The organism is Roseovarius salis (assembly GCF_044472985.1).
GTDB lineage: Bacteria > Pseudomonadota > Alphaproteobacteria > Rhodobacterales > Rhodobacteraceae > Roseovarius > Roseovarius salis.
Genome location: NZ_JBISDG010000001.1, coordinates 94,766 through 114,045 on the forward strand (window position 1 = coordinate 94,766; position 19,280 = coordinate 114,045).

The following is a 19,280-nucleotide window of genomic DNA, read 5'->3' on the forward strand; positions in this document are numbered from 1 at the left end:
CAGCAGATGCGTTTCATTCCGCTTGTCGCGGCTTTCCTGGCCGCCTCTGCCTGCGCGCCGCGCGTCCCCGACAGCGCGGCGAGTGTGGGAATGGATGACTACGACCAATACCGGGCGACCTCCGATAGCGCGCCACCACAGGGCACCGGGCCATTGCCCCCCGCGGGCGCGATGTCCGACGAGGATACCGCCGGAACGGACGCGGAAAGCGAAAGCGCCGCCCTTGCCGCGGAAACACAGGCGGCGCTCGATGCAACGCGGAACAATTCCGGCGAGAAGCCGCTCGAGGCCGACCCCAACAACCCGCCCCCCCGGACCGTGAGCACGCCCACGGGAATATCCGAGGAAAACGACTTCGACGCGGTGGATGATGTCCGCTCGATCGAAAGCGACGCGGAACTCATCGCGCGCAACCGTGAACGCTACGAGGTTGTCCAGCCCAAAGCGCTGCCGGCGCGCAGCACCGATGTGGGCCCGAACATCGTGGAATACGCGCTGTCGACCAGTCACCCGGTTGGCACGAAGCTCTACACGAGGATCGGATTCAACAAGCAGGCGCGCTACCAGCGCAACTGTGCCAAGTACGCCTCCGCCGATCAGGCTCAGCTGGACTTCCTCGATCGCGGCGGCCCGCAGCGCGACCGGCTCGGGCTCGACCCCGACGGCGATGGCTATGCCTGCGGCTGGGATCCAACGCCGTTCCGCAAGGCTGTCAGCCGGTAGCGCGGTGACCCCGGACCACCCCACGGCAAAGGCATGGCCGTCCCCCAACCACGGCCCGCGCCGCGGCGCGGCCTCTCCCGACTTGATCGTGCTGCACCACACGGCGATGCCGAGCCCGCAGGCGGCCCTGGCGCGTCTTTGCGACCCCGGCGCCGAGGTCTCGGCGCACTATCTCGTCGCCGAAGGAGGGCAGCTCTGGCAGCTCGTGCCCGAGGCACGGCGGGCATGGCACGCCGGCGCGGGGCGTTGGGGCGCGGTGGACGACGTGAACTCCCGCTCGATCGGAATCGAGCTGGCCAATCCCGGCGACGCGCCGTATCCCGAACCACAGTTCGCCGCGCTGGAGGATCTCATGCGCGGCATGATGGCCCGCTGGCGGATCGCCCCCGAACGCGTGATCGCGCATTCCGACATGGCCCCGGCGCGCAAATCCGATCCGGGCCCGCGCTTCGACTGGCGGCGGCTGGCGATCGAGGGGCTGGGCGTCTGGCCTGACATCGGCCCATCCGATGGCGATTTCCGGCATCATGCCAGGGCCTTCGGGTACACCGCTGATGTACCGACCGAGGTGCTCCTGGCCGCGTTCCGCCTGCGGTTCCGCCCTTGGGCCACCGGGCCGCAGGACGCCACCGATACGGCGCTTGCCGCCGATCTCGCCCGCCGCTTTCCCGTTGACCGTGGTGACGTGAGTGCCTAACTGGATATTGCGCGGAGGGCCGGATGGCCGCGGCTCCTGACGGTGTCGAGGAAAGTCCGGACTCCACAAGGCGACGGTGCCGGGTAACGCCCGGCCGGGGCAACCCGAGGGAAAGCGCCACAGAAAACAGACCGCCCCGGCCAGCCCGGGGTCAGGGTGAAACGGTGGGGTAAGAGCCCACCGCGGGACGGGCAACCGGACCGGCACGGCAAGCCCCACCGGGAGCAATGCCGAATAGGGGTCGCATCACGGGCCGGCCTTGGCCCCGCGGCCCGGGTAGGCAGCTAGAGCCTGCTGGCAACAGCAGGCCCAGAGGAATGGTCATCCCCGGGGCAACCCGGGACAGAATCCGGCTTACAGGCCCTCCGCGCGAATCAGGCCAGCAGCTCGTCCTCGAAGGGGAAGCGCGACAGGACCTCGACGCCGGTTTCGGTTATCAGAACCTGCTGTTCGAGCTTGACGCCCTCGCGGCCGCCCTCCTCGCCGATATAGCTTTCCACGCAGATGGTCATGCCGGGGCAGATCTCGCCGTCATAGCCGGCGTCGGGGAAATCGCCCTTGTGGTAGAGGTAGGGGTATTCCCCCGTCATCCCGCACCCGTGGGCCGAAAGGTAGTAGCGGTTTGCGTGGTATTTTTCCGGAATGTCCCAGGCGGCCCAGGCATAATCGCGGAAAGACATCCCCGGCCGCAGGATGCCGATATTGTGTGTCACCTGTTCGTGCGCCACCTTGTAGAGGTCTCGCTGCGCGGGTGTCGGTGTCTCAGGCCCGGAATGGAACGTGCGCGAGAAATCGGAGTAATACCCGTGGCAGCCGACGACGTCGGTATCCAGCGCGATCAGCTCGTTTTCCCCGATCACGTTGTCCGACGTCTCCTGAAACCACGGGTTCGTGCGGTCGCCCGCGTTGAGCAGCCGGGTCTCTATGTAATCGCCGTTCTGCGCGATGATCGACCGGTGCAGCACCGACCACAGCTGCGCCTCGGTCAGGCCGGGTCGAATGGCCGCGCGCAACTCGGTCACGCCGTGCTCCGTGGCGCGCAAGGAGGCGTTGACGCATTTCATCTCTTCGTGCGACTTGATCGCGCGGGCCATTTCCACCGGCGCCTGCGCATCGACCACGTGCACACCCTCGTCACGAAGGGCAATGGCCGCGCCGGCGTTCATCCGCTCCAGCCCGACAACGGGGCGCTTGCCCACGAGTTCCTCGACGAGCGCGGCCATCTCGCGCGCCCAACCGGCCTCGCGCGCCTGGATGCCCGGCCCCGCGGCAACGAAGCTCGCGGTTTTCGCGGGACGCACCTCGTCAACCGTTTCGAACCCTTGGGAGAGGTGAAGACAGCCGGTGAATTCGAACAGGATCGACCGATCGGCGGTCAGCAGCAGGTAACGCGCCGGGCCGTTCCGCATGGAAAAAACCTGCATGTTGCGGGTGCCGGTCGCGTAGCGGATGTTGACGGGATCACAAAGAACCACCGCCTCGACCCCATGGTGCGCCATCTGCGCCCGAAGACGCGCCTGACGGTACAAGCGCACCGCCTTGAGGTTGATGTCATCGTCATGTGGCGCGCGATCAAGCAGCGTGAGCCCCTCCAGGTCACTGCGGTCGGCGTGCCAGTCGAATTCTGCCATTTTTCCCGTCTCCTGCTCGGCTGCATGGCGCGGTTCGAATGCCGTGCAACAGACCGGCAGTATCCGCAAGACGTTTCCATATCAGCCGCCACTCTCCGGGCGTTTCGGGAGGATTTACGGCATTTTTATCCCCTCTGTCGCCGGTTCGTTCAGCCGGGGACGTCTTTTCGCCGAACGGCTGTCCGGCCGATGCTGCGTGACCGGTGCCGTGCAGCGCGCAAACGGGCGATTTTGACTTGACGGGCCTGCTCCGCCTCAACAGAGTCGCGCAGGTTTTCCAACAACTCGGTGAGGCGGGCGTGACGACACAGCTTTCCGATACGGTGGCGCTGCTGGGCGACCTGATCGCGTTTCCAACGGTGTCCGAGGTCAGCAATCTCGACATGATCGCGTTTCTCGCATACCGGCTCGAGGAGGCCGGGGCAAAGGTCGACATCTTTCACGACGAGATCGGGCACAAGGCCAATCTTTTCGCGACGATAGGACCCGAAGTTGACGGGGGAATCGTGCTGTCGGGGCATTCCGACGTGGTCCCCGCCAACCCGCAGGACTGGGCCAGCGACCCGTTCCAGATGATCGAGAGCGACGGCCGCCTTTATGGCCGTGGCTCTTGCGACATGAAAGGCTTCATCGCCGCGGCCACGGCGATGGCGCCGGTATTCGCCGAACGCGCGGCGAACCGACCGGTGCATTTTGCCTTCACCTATGACGAGGAGGTGGGGTGTTTCGGGGCGCAATCATTGGTGAAGAGCCTCGCGGCGCACGGCATACGCCCGGGCATCGCCGTGATCGGCGAGCCGACCTCGATGCGCATCATCGAGGGCCACAAGGGATGCTACGAATACACCACGCATTTTTCCGGCCTGGCCGGGCATGGCTCATCACCGGACAAGGGCGTGAACGCGGTGGAGTATGCCGTGCGCTACGTCAACCGCCTCCTCGAACTCAAGGACACTCTCAGAACTCGCGCGCCGGCGGGCAGCCGTTTCGACCCGCCCTGGACCACCGTCAACACCGGCAGCCTGCAAGGGGGGGTCGCGCACAACGTGATCGCCAGCCATGCCGCCGTGGAATGGGAAATGCGCCCGGTTCAGATGTCTGACGCGGATTTCGTCAAGGCGGAGTTGCGGGACCTGTGCGAGAACCGCCTGTTGCCGGCGATGCGGGCCGTCTGTCCGGATGCGGACATCACCACCGAAACCATCGGCGAAGTCGAGGGTCTGGAACCGACCGACGAGAACGAGGCCAAGGAAATCATGATGGAACTCACCAGCGCCAACTCGGCCGATGTCGTGCCTTTCGGCACCGAGGCCGGCATATTCCAGAGTTTCGGCATGTCATCGGTGGTGTGCGGCCCCGGTTCGATCGAACAGGCCCACAAGCCGGACGAGTTCGTCTCGATCGATCAGCTTCAGCAATGCCTCGACATGCTTGACCGGCTGTGTGGCAAGCTGGCTGCATAACTGCAACGTCAGCTGTTAGTGTCCTGTCTCCGCTTCGTTTTCATGACGGCGGAACGACAGGTAATGCGGCACACGGCCTTCTCTCAGGGCTTTTTGTTCGTACCGGGTCGACAGCCAGTCGGACCAAGGCTCGCGCCAATCGGCCGGGCGCTCGGCCAGCCAGTCGAAGCCGTGAGCCGGCACCTCGACGAGGGTCTGGCGTACGTAGCCGGGGATATCGGTGGCCACGCGGAACGCGCCCCCGGGGGACAGCACGCGCGCCAACGGGCCCAGATGCTCCGCCGTCACGAAACGGCGCCGGTGATGGCGTTTCTTGGGCCACGGATCGGGGTACAAAAGAAACGCACAGGATATTGAGTTGTCCGGCAAAACATCGAAAAGATCACGCACGTCGCCGGGATGCACCCGGATGTTTTTGCATCCCGTTTCACGGATCTTGCCGAGCAGCATGGCCACGCCGTTGATATAGGGTTCGCACCCGATGAACCCGACATCGGGGTTGCGCATGGCCTGGTGCACCAGATGTTCGCCGCCGCCGAATCCGATTTCCAGCTGGATTTCCCGTTTTCCGAATATCTCTTCCAGGTCAATCGGTTCCCTGTCAGGGTTGATGTCCCAATCGACCGCCCCGATCGAAAGCTTTCCGAGATCCTCGTCAATGTATCTTTGCTGTGACTTGCGCAGCGCCTTGCCCTTGAGACGGCCGTAGAAATTGCGCCACGGAACGCCGGATGATGGGGATTCTCTCGTCATCTCAAAGACCGTGATTTATCACAAAACATTCGGGACGCACAATTTTGTGCACGGTTCTTGTCGTTCTGGTTGCCCAAAAGCGATATCTTCCGCCACACCACCGCAAAGGTCGTCCCACCTTGACACGGCGTTCGCGCACCGCGCCGGACCACCTGCCCTGTCCTGCCGGACAGGGCAGCGGCCAGGGCCTGGCTAGATCGATCTTTTCAGCGTTTCGACGAGATCCGTGTTCTCCCAGCTGAATCCGCCATCGGCCTCGGGGTCGCGGCCGAAATGGCCATAGGCCGCCGTGCGCTGGTAGATGGGCTTGCTGAGTTGCAGATGCTCGCGGATGCCGCGCGGCGTAAGATCCATGGAGGCGCGGATCGCCTTCTCGATCTCTTCCGGTGGCACTTCGCCCGTGCCGTGGGTTTCGGCGTAGATCGACAAGGGCTGCGCCACCCCGATCGCGTAGGACAGCTGGATCGTGCAGCGTTCGGCCAGCCCCGCGGCAACCACGTTCTTGGCGAGGTAGCGCGCGGCGTAGGCGGCAGAGCGGTCCACCTTGGTGGGGTCCTTGCCCGAGAACGCGCCGCCGCCATGGGGGGCCGCGCCGCCATAGGTGTCGACGATGATCTTGCGGCCCGTCAGGCCGGCGTCGCCGTCCGGCCCGCCGATGACGAAAGTGCCGGTGGGATTGACATGCCAGGCGGTTTCATCGGTCAGCCAGTCCGCGGGCAGGATTTCCCGGATATAGGGTTCCACGATCTCGCGGATATGATCGCTGGACAGGTCGGCATCGAAATGCTGAGTCGACAGCACGATCGAGGTCACGCCAACCGGCTTGCCCCCCTCGTAGCGAACCGAGAGCTGCGACTTCGCATCGGGGCCAAGCACCGGCTCTGCCCCCGATTTGCGCGCCTCCGCCAGCCGCCGCAGGATGGCGTGCGAAAACTGTATCGGCGCGGGCATCATGGCCTGCGTCTCGTTGGTGGCAAAGCCGAACATGATCCCCTGATCGCCCGCCCCCTCGTCGCGGTCGCCCTCGCCGGTCACGCCCTGGGCGATATGGGCGGACTGCTCGTGCAGCAGGTTGGTGACCTCGCAGGTCTTCCAGTGGAATTTTTCCTGCTCGTACCCGATATCGCGGATACAGTCGCGGGCGATATCCTCGATACGCTCCATGTAGTCCCGCAGACGGTCCTGATCCGTCAGCCCGACCTCGCCGCCGATGACCACGCGGTTCGTCGTGGCGAAGGCTTCGCAAGCAACCCGTGCCAACGGATCCTCGGCGAGGAAAGCGTCCAGCACGGCATCGGAAATACGGTCACACACCTTGTCGGGGTGCCCCTCCGAAACGGATTCGGAGGCGAAAATATAGCTCTGACGGGTCATGAGAAGTGCTCCATTAAGATCTCTGCCGTCACGCCAGGAAGCCGTTGTGACGGATCGCAATTGCATAGGCCGGGGGCGCGGGGCCGTCAACGCCTAAATGGCAGCCCCGCTTCACCCCGCAAGAGAAAGCACAAGGCCAGCAGGATGGCGGCCAAGGCGATCATCGGCGCGTCCCCCGTGCGGGCATATGGCGTGGGCGGCAACGGCGGCGGCAGGACCGCGTCGGTCCAGCCGGCCTGTCCAAGCGGCAGCCGGGCCGTGACCCGACCGGTCGCGTCGATCATCGCGGACACGCCGGTATTGGCCACGCGGATCATCGGCAGCCCCTGCTCGGCGCTGCGCAGGCGGGCCTGCGCGAGATGCTGATAGGGGCCGGAAACCCGACCGAACCACGCGTCGTTCGTGATCAGCAGCAAGAGATCGGGCCGGCGCGCATACCCGCCGACATCCTGCGGAAACACGCCCTCGTAGCAGATCAGCGGCAACGCGCTGCCAAGCGTGCCGAGTTCGATCACGCGCGGCCCGGGACCGGCCAAATAGCCATGTCCCTCATTCGCCGCGAGACCGCGAATACCGAACCGTTCCAGGTAATTGCCAAAGGGCATGTATTCTCCAAACGGCACGAGGTGATGCTTGTCGTAGAGCGCGCTGACCGTGCCGGCGGCATCCAGCCGGATGAGCGAATTGTAATAGCGCCGCTCCTCGACACGCTGGATACCCAGCACCACTGGCGTGTCGCCGGCCGCGCGGGAAATCGCCTCGAGCGCCGGACCCGCACGGTCGAGAACCCAGGGCACGGCCGTTTCAGGCCAGACGATCATGTCGGGTTGGGCCTGCGCCGGTGCGGCCGCGGTGAACGCGATCTGCCGCTCGAAGAAGGTGCGCACCATGGCGGGGTCCCACTTCTGGTGCTGGGGGGCATTGGGCTGAACCAATCGGACCAGCGGCGCGCCGGACGACGCCCCCGCGTCCGGGGAAAGAGGGCCGGCCAGAACGAACAGCGCCGTCGGCGCCAGCAGAAACCACGCGCCGCGCAGCTTGCCCGTGGCAATATACCACACCCCCGCCGCACCGGTCAGCATGATCGCCGTCAGCCCGAGGGCACCGCCCCACGACGCCCAGTAAAGCATCGATGTGTCGATCAGCACATGACCCGTCTGCGCCCAGGGAAAGCCGGTGAACGCATAGGTCCGCAGCGCCTCGGACAGCACGAAGGCGGACACGAACCCCCCCGCTGACCCGCCCGCCGCGCGCATGAGCGCCAGCGGCACGGCCCAGAACAGCCCCATACCCGCTGCCATGGACACCAGCGCGAAGGGCGCGATCCATCCGTGGCGCGCGGCATCCACGAAAAACGGCTCCACGATCCACGACAGGGCCACCAGGAAATAGCCTGTTCCCGCCGCCAGCCCGGTCCAGAACGCCGCCCGCCAACCCGTTGCCGCGCGGCCCAGCCCAAACACCACGGCGAGCGCCACCAGCGTGAAGGGCCAGAGCCACAGCGGCGCGTGGCCTAGGGCGCCGAACGCCCCGGTGACCGCGGCCATGGCAAGCCGCTTTCGCCCGCGCAACATCACGAGCCGGGCCGCCGGAACGGCCACGCGCCTCAGCCTTCCGTGTGGCCGGGCAGGCGCACGCGCAAGCGCTTGATCCGCCGCGGATCCGCCTCGACAACCTCGAACACGGCGCCGCCCGGATGCTCGACCATCTCGCCGCGCACGGGTACCCTGCCAAGAAGCATGAAGACCAGCCCGCCGAGCGTGTCGATCTCTTCTTCGTCGATCTCTTCGGCGTCCGTCAGGGACAGGCCGATCTCGGCCTCGAACTCGTCAAGCGGCACCTTGGCCTGAGCGAGATAGGTGCCCGGCTTTTCCTGGACCCAGAACGTGTCGTCGTCGATATCGTGCTCGTCCTCGATCTCGCCCACCACCTGTTCGATGAGGTCCTCGATCGTCACCAGCCCGTCGACCCCGCCGTATTCGTCGATGACGAGCGCCATGTGGCGGCGTTCCGTCTGCATCTTCTGCAGCAGCACGCCAATGGGCATGGACGGGGGCACGTAGAGCAACGGGCGCAAGAGCTTGCGCAGCGAGAAGCGGCCGCCCTTTCCATTGAAACCGTGGCTGAGCGCGAAATCCTTGAGGTGCGCCATGCCCACCGGGCTGTCGAGCGTGCCCTCGTAAACGGGCAGGCGCGTCATCCCGCTTTCGCGGAAAACCTGCACGAGATCGTCCTTGGCGATATCCACCGGCACGGCCACGATATCGGCCTTGGGCACGCTGACATCCTCCACCGTGAGGGTGCGCAGGTTACCTATGCCAAGGGCACCGCGTGCCGTCGCTTGGGTGTCATCGTCTTCTTCGGTGTCGCCGTTCGGATTGAAGGCGTCGAAGATGCGGCGGAAGAACCCGCCCTGTTCATCGTCACTGTCCTGGCTATCCGCCTGCGCGCGTTGCGCCGCGTTAGAAGATGCCTCTGTACTGTCGCCCATCAGTCCCTTGTCCAAGAAAACACGGGGGGAGCAGCCCCCGCCCCGCAGATATGTCAATATGGGTCAGGAAGACCCAGTTTGCCAAGTATCCGGGCCTCTGTTCTTTCCATCAAAGTGGCATCGGGGTCACGAACGTGATCGTATCCCAACAGGTGCAGCGTGGCGTGCACCATCAGATGCGTGGCATGCGCCGAGAGCGCCTTTCCCGCCGCCGCCGCTTCGCGTGCACAGGTGTCATAGGCGATGGCGATATCTCCCAGCTCCGGGTCCGGTCCCGGCGCGGGCAAGGCGGGCACGGCCCCTGCCCTTCGGGCACCCCTTTCGGCACTGGGCCACGACAGCACGTTCGTGGGCTGAGGCCGGCCACGGAAGTCGGCGTTGAGCGCGCGAATGCGGAGGTCGTCACATCCCAGAACAGAGATTTCCCAGTCCCCGGGCTCGAGCCCCAGATCGATCAGTGTCACCCGGGCGGCCCGTTCGGCCAGCCCTGCCAGGTCGACCTCGCGCCAACGGTCATCCTCGATCATGAGGTCTGTCAGCATCGGCGTGCGGCCCACCCCCCGTCAGACGTCACTATCATACGCGTCGATGATCGCGGCGACGAGCGGGTGGCGCACCACGTCGCGTGCCGTGAAATAATTGAACGAGATGCCCGAGATGGATTTGAGCAACCTTTCGGCGTCGTGCAAGCCGCTGGTGATCCCGCGCGGCAGATCCACCTGGCTTCGGTCGCCCGTCACGACCATGCGCGAGCCCTCGCCCAGACGGGTCAGGAACATTTTCATCTGCATGGAGGTCGCGTTCTGTGCCTCGTCCAGAACGACGAAGGCGTTCGACAACGTCCGCCCGCGCATGAAGGCCAGTGGCGCGATCTCGATCCGGCGCTCCTCGATCAGCTTGGCGACCTGCTTGCCCGGCAGGAAATCATTCAGCGCATCATAGAGCGGCTGCATGTAGGGATCGACCTTTTCCTTCATGTCGCCCGGCAGGTATCCCAGCTTTTCGCCCGCCTCGACCGCGGGACGCGCGAGAATGATCCGGTCGACGCGCCCCTCGACGAACATCGACACCCCGACGGCCACGGCGAGATAGGTCTTGCCGGTGCCCGCCGGCCCGATGCCAAAGGCCAGCTCGTTATTGTAAAGCGACAGGACATACGCTTTTTGCGCGTCGGTGCGCGGCTCGACGGGTTTCTTGCGCGTCTTGATCTCGATCCGGCCGCCGCGGAACATTTCGAGCTGATCGCCGTCACCGTCGTCGGGGCCATCATCGGCCGTGCCGCCGCCCATCCGAAGTTCGCGGTCCACGTCGGCATGATCCACTCCCCGGCCGGTTTCCAGCCGCTCGTACAGAGCCGTCAACACCCCGACCGTTGCCTTGGCCGACGCCTCGTCGCCGACCACGACCAGCTGATTCCCGCGCCGCATGATCTGGACCCCAAGTTGCCGCTCGATCTCGGCAAGATTGCGGTCATGCTCTCCGCATAGGTCTATGAGCAGGAAATTGTCTGGAAACTCAATGACTTCTTCGTATGCTTCCGAAGCGTCGGCGGCGGGGGGCAGCGCTGGTGTAGCCAAGCAGATCTCCTGAACCGGCAATGTGAAGATATGGTGCCAAGTTGGCGCGAAGACTGCAAGATAAAGGGCGGAAATGTCATGCCCATGCCATGAACGGACCGCGGGCACGCTGCCCGCGGCCTTGCCCGCTGCACATCGGGTCAGGTCAGATCGGGTCCGACACCGGCGAGCCACGCTTGAAGGCGCCGGTCGCGACGGTCGGCGGGGCCGTGCCGGAACAGACCGGTTTGCCGTACTTGTCGAGCCGCTGGCTGAGGTAACCCTCGATCCCGTCGTCTATGATCCAGTGATCGCAGCCATTGGGATCGACCCAGATGCCGGCCTGAAGCTGGCTGAGATGCTTGCTGTCGAAACCCCGGTCGACGGTCTTGTTCTGCTTGGAGCCAACGCAGCCCGACACGACGACGGCGGCGGACAGCATTACGGCCAGTTTGACGAGTTTCATGATGCCCCCCTCAGCGGATGCAGATGATTTCGACGCGACGGTTCTTCTGCATGCCCGCCGCGGTGTTGTTCGGTGCCTTCGGCATCCGCTCGCCGTAACCTCGGACATCCGCGATACGCGCGCCGGTCTGCGCGGCGACGCGGGCAACCGCGTTCGCACGGCGCAGGGACAGGTCGAGGTTGTACTCGTCCGATGCGCGGCTGTCGGTGTGCCCGGTAATCACGTAGGAGACGGCATTGGCCTGGCGGAAGAATTCCGCCAGCCGCTGGCGCCCTGCCGCGTTGATGTGGGCGCTGTCGGTGGCGAAGAGCGTATCGGTGTTCATCACGCCACACACGTTGCCGCGGCGGCAGACCGGTATGCCCTGCCGGGTGACATGGGGGGTCATGTATCCCTCCCAACCGTCGTCCATCACCCAGTGCTCGCACCCGTCAGGATCGACCCATATCGTCGGCACGTAGCGTTCGCCGACAACCACGCGCTCGCCGCCCTGCGCCGCGGCCGGGCCGATCATCATGGTGGCACCGATGGCGGCGGCAGCAATCCCGCCAATAATGCCGCGAACCGTTTTCGAAAATATTCCGGTCACAGTCCCTGTCCTCTTTATCAATCCCCCAATCGCCACCCGGCGCAGAGAATCCGGGAGGCGACAATTTATTGTTTGAGTGTAACAAGTTTCGCTTCCTTGTGAAGCCTAAATGACCCTGCATTGTCGCCCGGTCGGAAACGACGCCGTTCGGCACTGTGCCCCAAAGCCTGCGGAAACGCTTTGTCCGCGGCCGGGGCGGCGTTACGGACCAGCCTTCAGGTGATCATGCCACGGCCGGGCGCCCGGCAAGGGAATTCGGACCGCTCTCGATGATTTCCACGGCCGCCAGATCACCCGGAGCGGCATCGGAACCGGCCACGTGCACCGCATGCAGGTGGTCCGACTTGCCGACCATCTGGCCCTCCATCCGGCCCGGCTTCTCGAACAGCACGTTGACGCGGCGGCCCACCATCGCATCCTGCGCGGCCCGCTGCTGGCGGGTCAGCAGCGCCTGAAGGCGGTGAAGACGGTCGGATTTCACATCCTCGTCCAACTGCGCGCGTTCGGCTGCCGGTGTCCCGGGCCGGGGCGAGTACTTGAACGAAAAGGCATAGCCGTAATTCACCTCTTCGATGAGATCAAGCGTGGCCTGGAAATCGGCCTCCGTCTCTTCGGGGAACCCGGTGATGAAATCGCCGGAAATCAGGATGTCAGGCCGCGCCGCGCGGATGCGTTCGATCAGGCGGATGTAGCTTTCGGCGGTGTGGTTGCGGTTCATCCTCTTGAGGATGCGGTCGCTGCCCGACTGCACCGGCAGATGCAGGTAGGGCATGAGCTTGGGGCATTCCCCGTGCGCCGCGATCAGGTCGTCGGTCATGTCGTTGGGATGCGAGGTGGTGAAGCGGATACGCTCCAACCCGTCGATGTCGTTCAGCGCCCAGATCAGCCGCGCCAGCGACCAGTCGCCGCCGTCAGGGCCCTCGCCGTGATACGCGTTCACGTTCTGACCCAGCAGGGTGATCTCGCGCACGCCCCTCTCGACGAGCTCGCGCGCCTCCTCCAGCACGCGCGCCGCGGGGCGGCTGACCTCGGCACCGCGGGTGTAGGGCACCACGCAGAAGGCACAGAACTTGTCACACCCTTCCTGCACCGTCAGGAAGGCCGTCGGGCCGCGCCGGGCCTTGGGGCGGTGGCGCAACGTGTCGAACTTGTCGTCGACGGGGAAATCCGTATCGAGCGCCCTGCCCCCGCCGCGTGCCTTGGCCTCCAGTTCGGGCAGGCGGTGATAGCTCTGCGGCCCCACCACCAGATCGACCATGGGCTGACGGCGCATGATCTCCTCGCCCTCGGCCTGCGCCACGCAGCCGGCCACGCCGATCTGCAGGTCCGGTTTGGCCTCCTTCAGCCCGCGGAACCGGCCGAGTTCGGAATACACCTTCTCGGCGGCCTTTTCGCGGATATGACAGGTGTTGAGCAGGATCATGTCCGCCTCGTCGGGCGTCGATGTCTCGACATAGCCCGACCCGGCAAGCGCCTCTGCCATGCGCTCGCTGTCGTAGACGTTCATCTGGCATCCATAGGTCTTGATGTAGAGTTTCTTCGCCTCGGCCATCGTCCCGCCCGGTCCTGTCTGTGCTGTCAGGGGGCCTGAGTACACCAACGCCCGGGTCACTTGCAATGCGTTGCGATTTGGCCGACTCTCCGCCCCGGGCAGATCGAGGGAAAATCATGCGGTATCCAAGCCTTGGGGCATTCCTGTCCGACGGGCGCGATGCGCTCGCCAAGGGGCCCGTGGCGATGATCTTCGTCGAGGACGAGGTCGAGATCGACAGCACCCTGCGCCATCATCTCGACACGGGTTTCCGCGAACTGCTGGTGTTCATGCCCGCCGCCTTCGCGGTGGCCGGGGACGTGGCCGACCGCATCCGCCGGATCGACCATGACCTTACGCAGGATGCGGGGCCCGTGGCCGTCGTGAACAGGGTGATCTCCGCCGCGCCGGGAATCTGGATGTATTACTGTTTCAACGCGGAATACCTTTTCTTTCCGTTCTGCGAGACACGCACCGTGGGCGAGATGCTGACCTTCCACGGCGAGGAACGCCGCGACGCGATGCTGACCTACGTGATAGACATGTATGCCGGGGATCTTGCACGGCACGCCAACGCCGTGTCGCTCGAGGACGCCTATCTTGACCGGTCCGGCTATTACGCGCTGGCCCGGACCGACCCGGACAACCACAACCATCCCAAGGAGCGGCAACTGGATTTCTTCGGCGGGCTGAGATGGCGCTACGAGCAGCATGTACCGCTCTCGCGGCGCAAGATCGACAGGATATCGCTGTTTCGCGCGAAGCCCGGCCTTGCCCTGCGCGAGAACCACACTTTCAGCGACGAGGAATACAACACCTATGCGTGTCCGTGGCACAACAACCTGACCGCGGCGGTCATGTCGTTCCGCACGGCCAAGGCTCTCAAGAGGAATCCCGGCTCGACCTTCGACATCGAGGATTTCCGCTGGCACAACTCCGTCCCGTTCGAATGGCATTCGCGCCAGCTGCTCGATCTCGGGCTGATGGAGCCGGGTCAGTGGTTCTGACCGGCCCCGGTACTGCCCGGGGCCCGGTCCTGCCGGGCTAGTCGTTGCTCTCGGCGCCCTTCTGGCGTGCCTGCTCGCGTGCGCTTGGATGCGCTGAGGGCCGGAACGGCACCTCCACTACCTCCGCCGGAACGGGATGATCCGGGTCGTCGCAGTAGCTTTGCGGCAACTCGACCCACAGCTTCGTGCCGATATTCGACCGTGCCCATGGCACGTAGCCAAGGGCGATGTTGGTTTCCAGCTCGGGCGACCACCATGGCGACGTGACATAGCCGCACCGTGTGCCCTCGTCGTTCTGGATCAGCCAGAAATCGGGCGCGTAATCGGTGATCGGCCTGCCGCCCATCTTCATGCCCACAAGCTTCAGGCTGAACGGATAACCGCCCGCCTCGATCTGCTCGCGCTGCTTTTCGAGCGCGGCCTTGCCGATGTAGTCCGCCTGTTTCTTGCGCGGAACCTGATAGGCCAGGTTGACCTGGAACGGCGATGTCTCGGCATCCATGTCCTGCCCCCAGCTGAGGATGCCGGCCGCGATCCGGCGGTGGTGCGCGGGGGCAATGACGCGAAGCCCATAGCGCGCCCCGATGCCGCGCAGCGCATACCACACCGGCTCGGCGGTTTCCGTCGCGTTGCGGACATAGACCTCGTAGCCCTTCTCCCCGGAAAAGCCTGTTTGGCTGATGACGACGGGGCAGCCGCCGATTTCGGCCTCCATCAGCCCGTAATACGGGATCTCGCGCAACTCGTCGCCGATGAGATCCACCATCATGTCCTCGGACAACGGCCCCTGTATCTGCAACGGTGCGACGTCGATCTCGTCGATCTCGACGTTCCAGCGGCGCGGGGTGTTGACGCCCTGCAACCACAGCATCAGGTCGCTGTCCGATACGGAAAACCAGAACTCGTCCGCACCGAGGCGCAGAAGCACCGGGTCGTTGAGGATTCCGCCACGGTCATTGCACAGGATGCAGTACTTGCCGTGCATCGGCCGGATGCGCGTCGCGTCGCGCGTGATGACGGTATTGACGAAATCTTCCGCATCCGGGCCCTTGACGCGGATCTGGCGTTCCACGGCGACGTTCCAGAGCGTCACCCCGTTCACCAGCGCGCGGTATTCGGCCATCGCGCCGCCGTCCTCGGGTTTCACGTACCCCCGCGGATGATACATGCGGTTGTAGACGGTGGCACGCCAAGCCCCCGCCTCGATCGACAGGTGCCAGAACGGCGACTTGCGCACACGGGTGGAGACGAGCATCTGCACCGGGGTGGGACCGCTCTGGCGGAGGTTTGCCGGCACGTGGCGATCCGATTGATCCACGCCCGGAACGTTCGGGTGTGATCTGTTTTGCAAGCTCATATTGTGGAGGTGGGGATTACCGTGTAACGGGTCAACCGCTGCCCGCTCACCAGTCCTTCCATTTCAAGAGCCACCGCGTGATCGCGTTGTACCGCGGTTCCGCGCTGGTGCCCGTGGGGCTGGTCAACGCCTGCCGGATATAGGCGCGCACCTTGTCGGTGTTCTCCGCCACATAGACGGCGCGCCCTGCAAGCGTTCTCATGCCGTCATGGATATCGGGGGCAAGCGGCCGGTTCTGCCAGACACCGAAGAGATACACCGCCGTCAGGAGCAGCAGAACACGCCGCGCCCAGACGCGCGCCGCCCTTGCGCGGGCGGCGTACGCGGTCGTGCGGGCCTCGGCCGTTGCCTCGTGAACGTGCTCCATGCGCGGACCATACCGGGGCCCATGGGCCAAAGCGGGGCAATTCGATGTCCGGAATCGGGCGGGACTTACAGATTGTCGGCTTGCGGCATCCCCAGCACGTGATATCCGCCGTCGACATGGATGATCTCGCCGGTGGTGCAGGCGCCGGCGGGCGAGGCGAGGTAGACCGCCGTGCCGCCGATGGCGTCCAGTGTGGCGTTGGCGCGCAGCGGCGCGTTCTGCTCGGTATGCTTGAAGGTCCGGCGTGCGCCGCCGATGGCCGCGCCGGCAAGGGTTTTCATCGGGCCCGGGCTGATCGCGTTCACGCGGATGCCGTCGGGGCCGAGATCGTTGGCGAGGTAACGCGTGGTGGCCTCCAGCGCGGCCTTGGCCACCCCCATCACGTTGTAATTCGGCGCCACCCGGTTCGAACCCTGATAGGTCAGGGTAAGCAGGGTGCCGCCCCCGTCCTTCATCAACGGATAGGCCCGGCGGGCCACCTCGATGAAGGAATAGCAGGAAATGTCCAGCGAATGCTTGAAGTTGTGACGGCTGGTGTTCATGAACCGGCCGGTCAGTTCGGACTTGTCCGAGTAGGCGATCGCGTGAACGAGAAAGTCTATGGACGGCCAGTTGTCGGACAGCTTTGCAAAGGCTGCGTCGAGCGACGACTCGTCGGTCACGTCGATATCAAGAAGCAGATCCGATTCCAGCGAGGCCGCAAGCGGCTCGACCCGCTTGCCAAAGGCCTCGCCCTGGTACGAGAAGGCCAGTTCCGCGCCGGCGGCGTGCATGGCCTGCGCGATCCCCCAGGCGATGGAGCGTTCGTTGGCCACCCCCATGACCAACCCGCGCATCCCCTTCATCGACGTGTTCATCTGCATGTCATCCGTGATACTTGCTGAGCAGCATCGAGCCGTTGGTGCCGCCAAAGCCGAAAGAGTTTGTCATCACCGTGTCGAGACCGGCACCCTCTGTGCACTCGGTCGCGATCTCGCCCGCGTTGATCGCCGGATCGAGCGTTTCGATGTTGATCGACGGGATGATGAAGTCGTTTTCCAGGGCAAGCAGGCAGAATATCGCCTCAAGCGCCCCGGCCGCCCCCTGCGCGTGGCCGGTCATGGACTTGGTCGAACTGATCGGCGGCGTATTGCCTTCGCCGAAGATGCGGCGCACCGCCTCCACCTCGCCGGCGTCACCCACCGGGGTCGAGGTGCCGTGCGCGTTGATGTATCCCACCTTGCGCCCCTCGCCCAGCTGGCCGATGGCCAGCCGCATGGCGCGCTCGCCCCCTTCGCCCGAGGGCGCGACCATGTCGTGTCCGTCCGACGTGGCGGCATAACCCGTCACCTCGGCGTAGATCTTCGCCCCGCGCGCCAGCGCGTGATCCAGATCCTCCAGCACGACGATCCCGCCGCCGCCGGAAATGACGAACCCGTCGCGGTCCGCGTCGAAGGCGCGGCTGGCCCTGTCGGGGGTGTCGTTGAACTTCGACGACATCGCGCCCATCGCGTCGAAAAGGCACGAAAGCGTCCAGTCCAGCTCCTCTCCGCCGCCGGCGAACATGACGTCCTGCTTGCCCATCATGATCTGCTCTGCGGCGTTGCCAATGCAGTGCAGAGAGGTCGAGCAGGCGGAGGTGATTGAGTAGTTGATCCCCTTGATCCGGAACGCCGTGGAAAGGTTGGCCGAAACGGTCGAGCACATGCATTTGGGTACGGCAAACGGACCGATACGGCGCGTGCCGCCGGATTTCAGCACGGTCTGGTGGGCCGCGAGCATCGCCGAGGTCGACGGCCCGCCCGACCCGGCCACCAGCCCGGTGCGCGGGTTCACGACGTCGTCTTCCTCAAGGCCGCTGTCTGCAATGGCCTGGTCCATCGCGATGTGGGCATAGGCCGCCCCGGGCCCCATGAAACGCAGGGTCCGCTTGTCGACGTGATCGGCCACGTCGATATCCAGCGTCCCGGCGATCTGGCTGCGAAACCCGTGTTCGGCCATCTCGGGGCTGGCAGCAATACCCGAGCGGCCCGCCTTGAGCGAGGCCAGCACCTCTCCGGCGTTGTTGCCGATGCTGGAGACGATGCCCAGCCCGGTGACGACGACGCGACGCATCTGCGCTCTCCTTAATCCCCTGGTGGCGGTCAGTTTTCCGACAAGGCGACTTTCATGTCCTTGACCTGATAGATCTCCTCACCATCGGCCTCGACGCGGCCATCCGCAACCCCCATCGTGAGGCGGCGTGTCTGAACCGCCTTGGTGAAGTCGACATAATAAGTCAGCATCTTGCGGTCGGGGCGCACCATGCCGGTGAGCTTCACCTCTCCCACGCCAAGCGCGTAGCCCCGCCCCTGCCAGCCGCGCCAGCCCAGGTTGAAGCCCGTGAGTTGCCACAGCGCATCCAGCCCCAGACATCCCGGCATGATCGGGTTGCCGGGGAAATGGCACTTGAAGAACCAGAGATCCGGGTGAATGTCGAACTCGGCCACGACATGCCCCTTGCCATGCGGACCGCCCTCGCCGGATATGTCGGTGATGCGGTCCATCATCAGCATGGGTGGCTCGGGAAGCTGTGCATTCCCGGGGCCGAACAGCTCGCCGCGCGCGCACTTCAACAGGTCTTCCTTGTCGAAACTTGTGGGGTAGTCGGCCATACGGCTGGCCCTTTCGTGTCTGCTGCGGCGTGGTTCATGATCCTCTATCATCGCGCGAAAGCGGCTTGCAAGCCTTGCCAGAGCCCGGCGGCGTCCGTCAGGGCCATGAATTTTGTTTGAAATCCAGCGGGGCAGAGCATTATATTCACCGCTGAGAAAGGGGTTGGGAATGGCAGACACCGAAGCTGACACACGGCACGCGGACATCCCGGATCGCGAAAGCGCGGCGCAGACGCGCGGCGCGGAGTGGCTTGGCGGCGCGGGACTGCGCCCCACTCGGCAGCGCGTGGCGCTGGCGGCGCTGCTGATCGGCGATGGTCAGCATCGCCATTTCACGGTCGAGACCCTCTACACCGCGGCCAAGGCCGCCGATGAAAAGGTGTCGCTTGCCACCGTCTACAACACCGTCAAGGCTTTTTGCGACGCCGGCCTCGTGCAGGAGGTCATGGTGGACGGCACGCGCAGCTATTTCGACACCAACACCCACGATCACCCCCATTTCTACTGGGAGGACGACGGTCAGCTGACCGATGCTCCGGCGGACGAGCTGGAAATCACCAATCTGCCGAAGGCCCCCGACGGCGCCGAGGTGGCCAGCGTCGATGTGGTGATCCGCCTGCGGCGACACGAGCGATAGGCCGG

20 protein-coding genes, 1 other RNA gene and 1 riboswitch are annotated in these 19,280 nt (G+C 65.0%); of the genes, 6 read left to right on the forward strand and 15 right to left on the reverse strand.

Features of this window, described 5'->3' with window-relative positions; all coding sequences use genetic code 11:
• Positions 1-6: 6 nt before the first annotated feature.
• The 3 genes from ACH13J_RS00480 to rnpB all read left to right on the forward strand — a co-directional run bounded on the left by ACH13J_RS00480 (position 7) and on the right by rnpB (position 1,793).
• Positions 7-723 carry a hypothetical protein gene (locus tag ACH13J_RS00480; RefSeq protein ID WP_397541342.1) on the forward strand — a complete coding sequence of 239 codons (717 nt, stop codon included), beginning with the start codon at positions 7-9 and terminating at the stop codon, positions 721-723.
• A gap of 82 nt (positions 724-805) precedes the next feature.
• Positions 806-1,420, forward strand: coding sequence for an N-acetylmuramoyl-L-alanine amidase (locus ACH13J_RS00485; protein WP_397541393.1), 615 nt, complete (start codon positions 806-808; stop codon positions 1,418-1,420).
• 11 nt (positions 1,421-1,431) lie between these two features.
• An RNA gene (gene rnpB / locus ACH13J_RS00490) (RNase P RNA component class A) lies at positions 1,432-1,793 on the forward strand.
• Between the two features lies 1 nt (position 1,794).
• On the opposite strand, the gene ACH13J_RS00495 is transcribed toward rnpB, so the two are convergent.
• The gene (locus ACH13J_RS00495) at positions 1,795-3,051 is read right to left on the reverse strand and encodes a M24 family metallopeptidase (RefSeq protein WP_397541343.1); all 1,257 of its coding nucleotides are present in this window, start codon (positions 3,049-3,051) and stop codon (positions 1,795-1,797) included.
• 299 nt (positions 3,052-3,350) lie between these two features.
• Between ACH13J_RS00495 and argE the strand changes: the two genes are divergently transcribed.
• A complete protein-coding gene (gene argE / locus ACH13J_RS00500; protein ID WP_397541344.1) occupies positions 3,351-4,514 on the forward strand; it encodes an acetylornithine deacetylase in 1,164 nt (387 codons plus the stop codon).
• 15 nt (positions 4,515-4,529) lie between these two features.
• On the opposite strand, the gene ACH13J_RS00505 is transcribed toward argE, so the two are convergent.
• The 9 genes from ACH13J_RS00505 to miaB all read right to left on the reverse strand — a co-directional run bounded on the left by ACH13J_RS00505 (position 4,530) and on the right by miaB (position 13,295).
• Positions 4,530-5,267 (reverse strand): tRNA (guanine(46)-N(7))-methyltransferase TrmB, encoded by a 738-nt coding sequence (locus ACH13J_RS00505; protein WP_397541345.1) that lies wholly within the window; start codon positions 5,265-5,267, stop codon positions 4,530-4,532.
• A gap of 192 nt (positions 5,268-5,459) precedes the next feature.
• Positions 5,460-6,641, reverse strand: a complete 1,182-nt coding sequence (gene metK / locus ACH13J_RS00510; RefSeq protein WP_397541346.1) for a methionine adenosyltransferase — start codon at positions 6,639-6,641, stop codon at positions 5,460-5,462.
• Positions 6,642-6,647: 6 nt separating this feature from the next.
• A riboswitch (SAM-SAH riboswitch) is annotated at positions 6,648-6,697 on the reverse strand.
• Between the two features lie 30 nt (positions 6,698-6,727).
• Entirely contained in the window at positions 6,728-8,242 is a 1,515-nt protein-coding gene (lnt, locus tag ACH13J_RS00515) for an apolipoprotein N-acyltransferase (protein WP_397541347.1), read from the reverse strand.
• A 5-nt stretch (positions 8,243-8,247) separates the two neighbouring features.
• Positions 8,248-9,132 (reverse strand): transporter associated domain-containing protein, encoded by an 885-nt coding sequence (locus ACH13J_RS00520; RefSeq protein WP_397541348.1) that lies wholly within the window; start codon positions 9,130-9,132, stop codon positions 8,248-8,250.
• A 53-nt stretch (positions 9,133-9,185) separates the two neighbouring features.
• The gene (gene ybeY / locus ACH13J_RS00525; RefSeq protein WP_397541349.1) at positions 9,186-9,674 is read right to left on the reverse strand and encodes an rRNA maturation RNase YbeY; all 489 of its coding nucleotides are present in this window, start codon (positions 9,672-9,674) and stop codon (positions 9,186-9,188) included.
• Positions 9,675-9,695: 21 nt separating this feature from the next.
• Positions 9,696-10,709, reverse strand: a complete 1,014-nt coding sequence (locus ACH13J_RS00530) for a PhoH family protein (RefSeq protein ID WP_397541350.1) — start codon at positions 10,707-10,709, stop codon at positions 9,696-9,698.
• Between the two features lie 145 nt (positions 10,710-10,854).
• Positions 10,855-11,154 (reverse strand): hypothetical protein, encoded by a 300-nt coding sequence (locus ACH13J_RS00535; protein WP_397541351.1) that lies wholly within the window; start codon positions 11,152-11,154, stop codon positions 10,855-10,857.
• Between the two features lie 10 nt (positions 11,155-11,164).
• Entirely contained in the window at positions 11,165-11,743 is a 579-nt protein-coding gene (locus tag ACH13J_RS00540; RefSeq protein ID WP_397541352.1) for an OmpA family protein, read from the reverse strand.
• Between the two features lie 223 nt (positions 11,744-11,966).
• Positions 11,967-13,295 (reverse strand): tRNA (N6-isopentenyl adenosine(37)-C2)-methylthiotransferase MiaB, encoded by a 1,329-nt coding sequence (gene miaB, locus ACH13J_RS00545; protein WP_397541353.1) that lies wholly within the window; start codon positions 13,293-13,295, stop codon positions 11,967-11,969.
• A gap of 116 nt (positions 13,296-13,411) precedes the next feature.
• On the opposite strand from miaB, the gene ACH13J_RS00550 reads away from it, so the two are divergent.
• Positions 13,412-14,281 (forward strand): hypothetical protein, encoded by an 870-nt coding sequence (locus ACH13J_RS00550; RefSeq protein ID WP_397541354.1) that lies wholly within the window; start codon positions 13,412-13,414, stop codon positions 14,279-14,281.
• Between the two features lie 37 nt (positions 14,282-14,318).
• Here the strand turns inward: ACH13J_RS00550 and ACH13J_RS00555 are convergent, their stop codons facing one another.
• The 5 genes from ACH13J_RS00555 to fabA form a co-directional block, all read right to left on the reverse strand.
• Positions 14,319-15,578 carry a glycine cleavage T C-terminal barrel domain-containing protein gene (locus tag ACH13J_RS00555; RefSeq protein WP_397541355.1) on the reverse strand — a complete coding sequence of 420 codons (1,260 nt, stop codon included), beginning with the start codon at positions 15,576-15,578 and terminating at the stop codon, positions 14,319-14,321.
• Between the two features lie 106 nt (positions 15,579-15,684).
• The gene (locus ACH13J_RS00560; RefSeq protein WP_397541356.1) at positions 15,685-16,005 is read right to left on the reverse strand and encodes a hypothetical protein; all 321 of its coding nucleotides are present in this window, start codon (positions 16,003-16,005) and stop codon (positions 15,685-15,687) included.
• 65 nt (positions 16,006-16,070) lie between these two features.
• On the reverse strand, positions 16,071-16,862 hold the full coding sequence (locus tag ACH13J_RS00565) for an SDR family oxidoreductase (protein WP_397541357.1): 792 nt from the start codon (positions 16,860-16,862) through the stop codon (positions 16,071-16,073).
• 7 nt (positions 16,863-16,869) lie between these two features.
• A complete protein-coding gene (fabB, locus tag ACH13J_RS00570; RefSeq protein WP_397541358.1) occupies positions 16,870-18,099 on the reverse strand; it encodes a beta-ketoacyl-ACP synthase I in 1,230 nt (409 codons plus the stop codon).
• 29 nt (positions 18,100-18,128) lie between these two features.
• Positions 18,129-18,638 (reverse strand): bifunctional 3-hydroxydecanoyl-ACP dehydratase/trans-2-decenoyl-ACP isomerase, encoded by a 510-nt coding sequence (fabA, locus tag ACH13J_RS00575; RefSeq protein WP_397541359.1) that lies wholly within the window; start codon positions 18,636-18,638, stop codon positions 18,129-18,131.
• 169 nt (positions 18,639-18,807) lie between these two features.
• On the opposite strand from fabA, the gene irrA reads away from it, so the two are divergent.
• The gene (gene irrA / locus ACH13J_RS00580) at positions 18,808-19,275 is read left to right on the forward strand and encodes an iron response transcriptional regulator IrrA (RefSeq protein ID WP_397541360.1); all 468 of its coding nucleotides are present in this window, start codon (positions 18,808-18,810) and stop codon (positions 19,273-19,275) included.
• Positions 19,276-19,280: the final 5 nt, after the last annotated feature.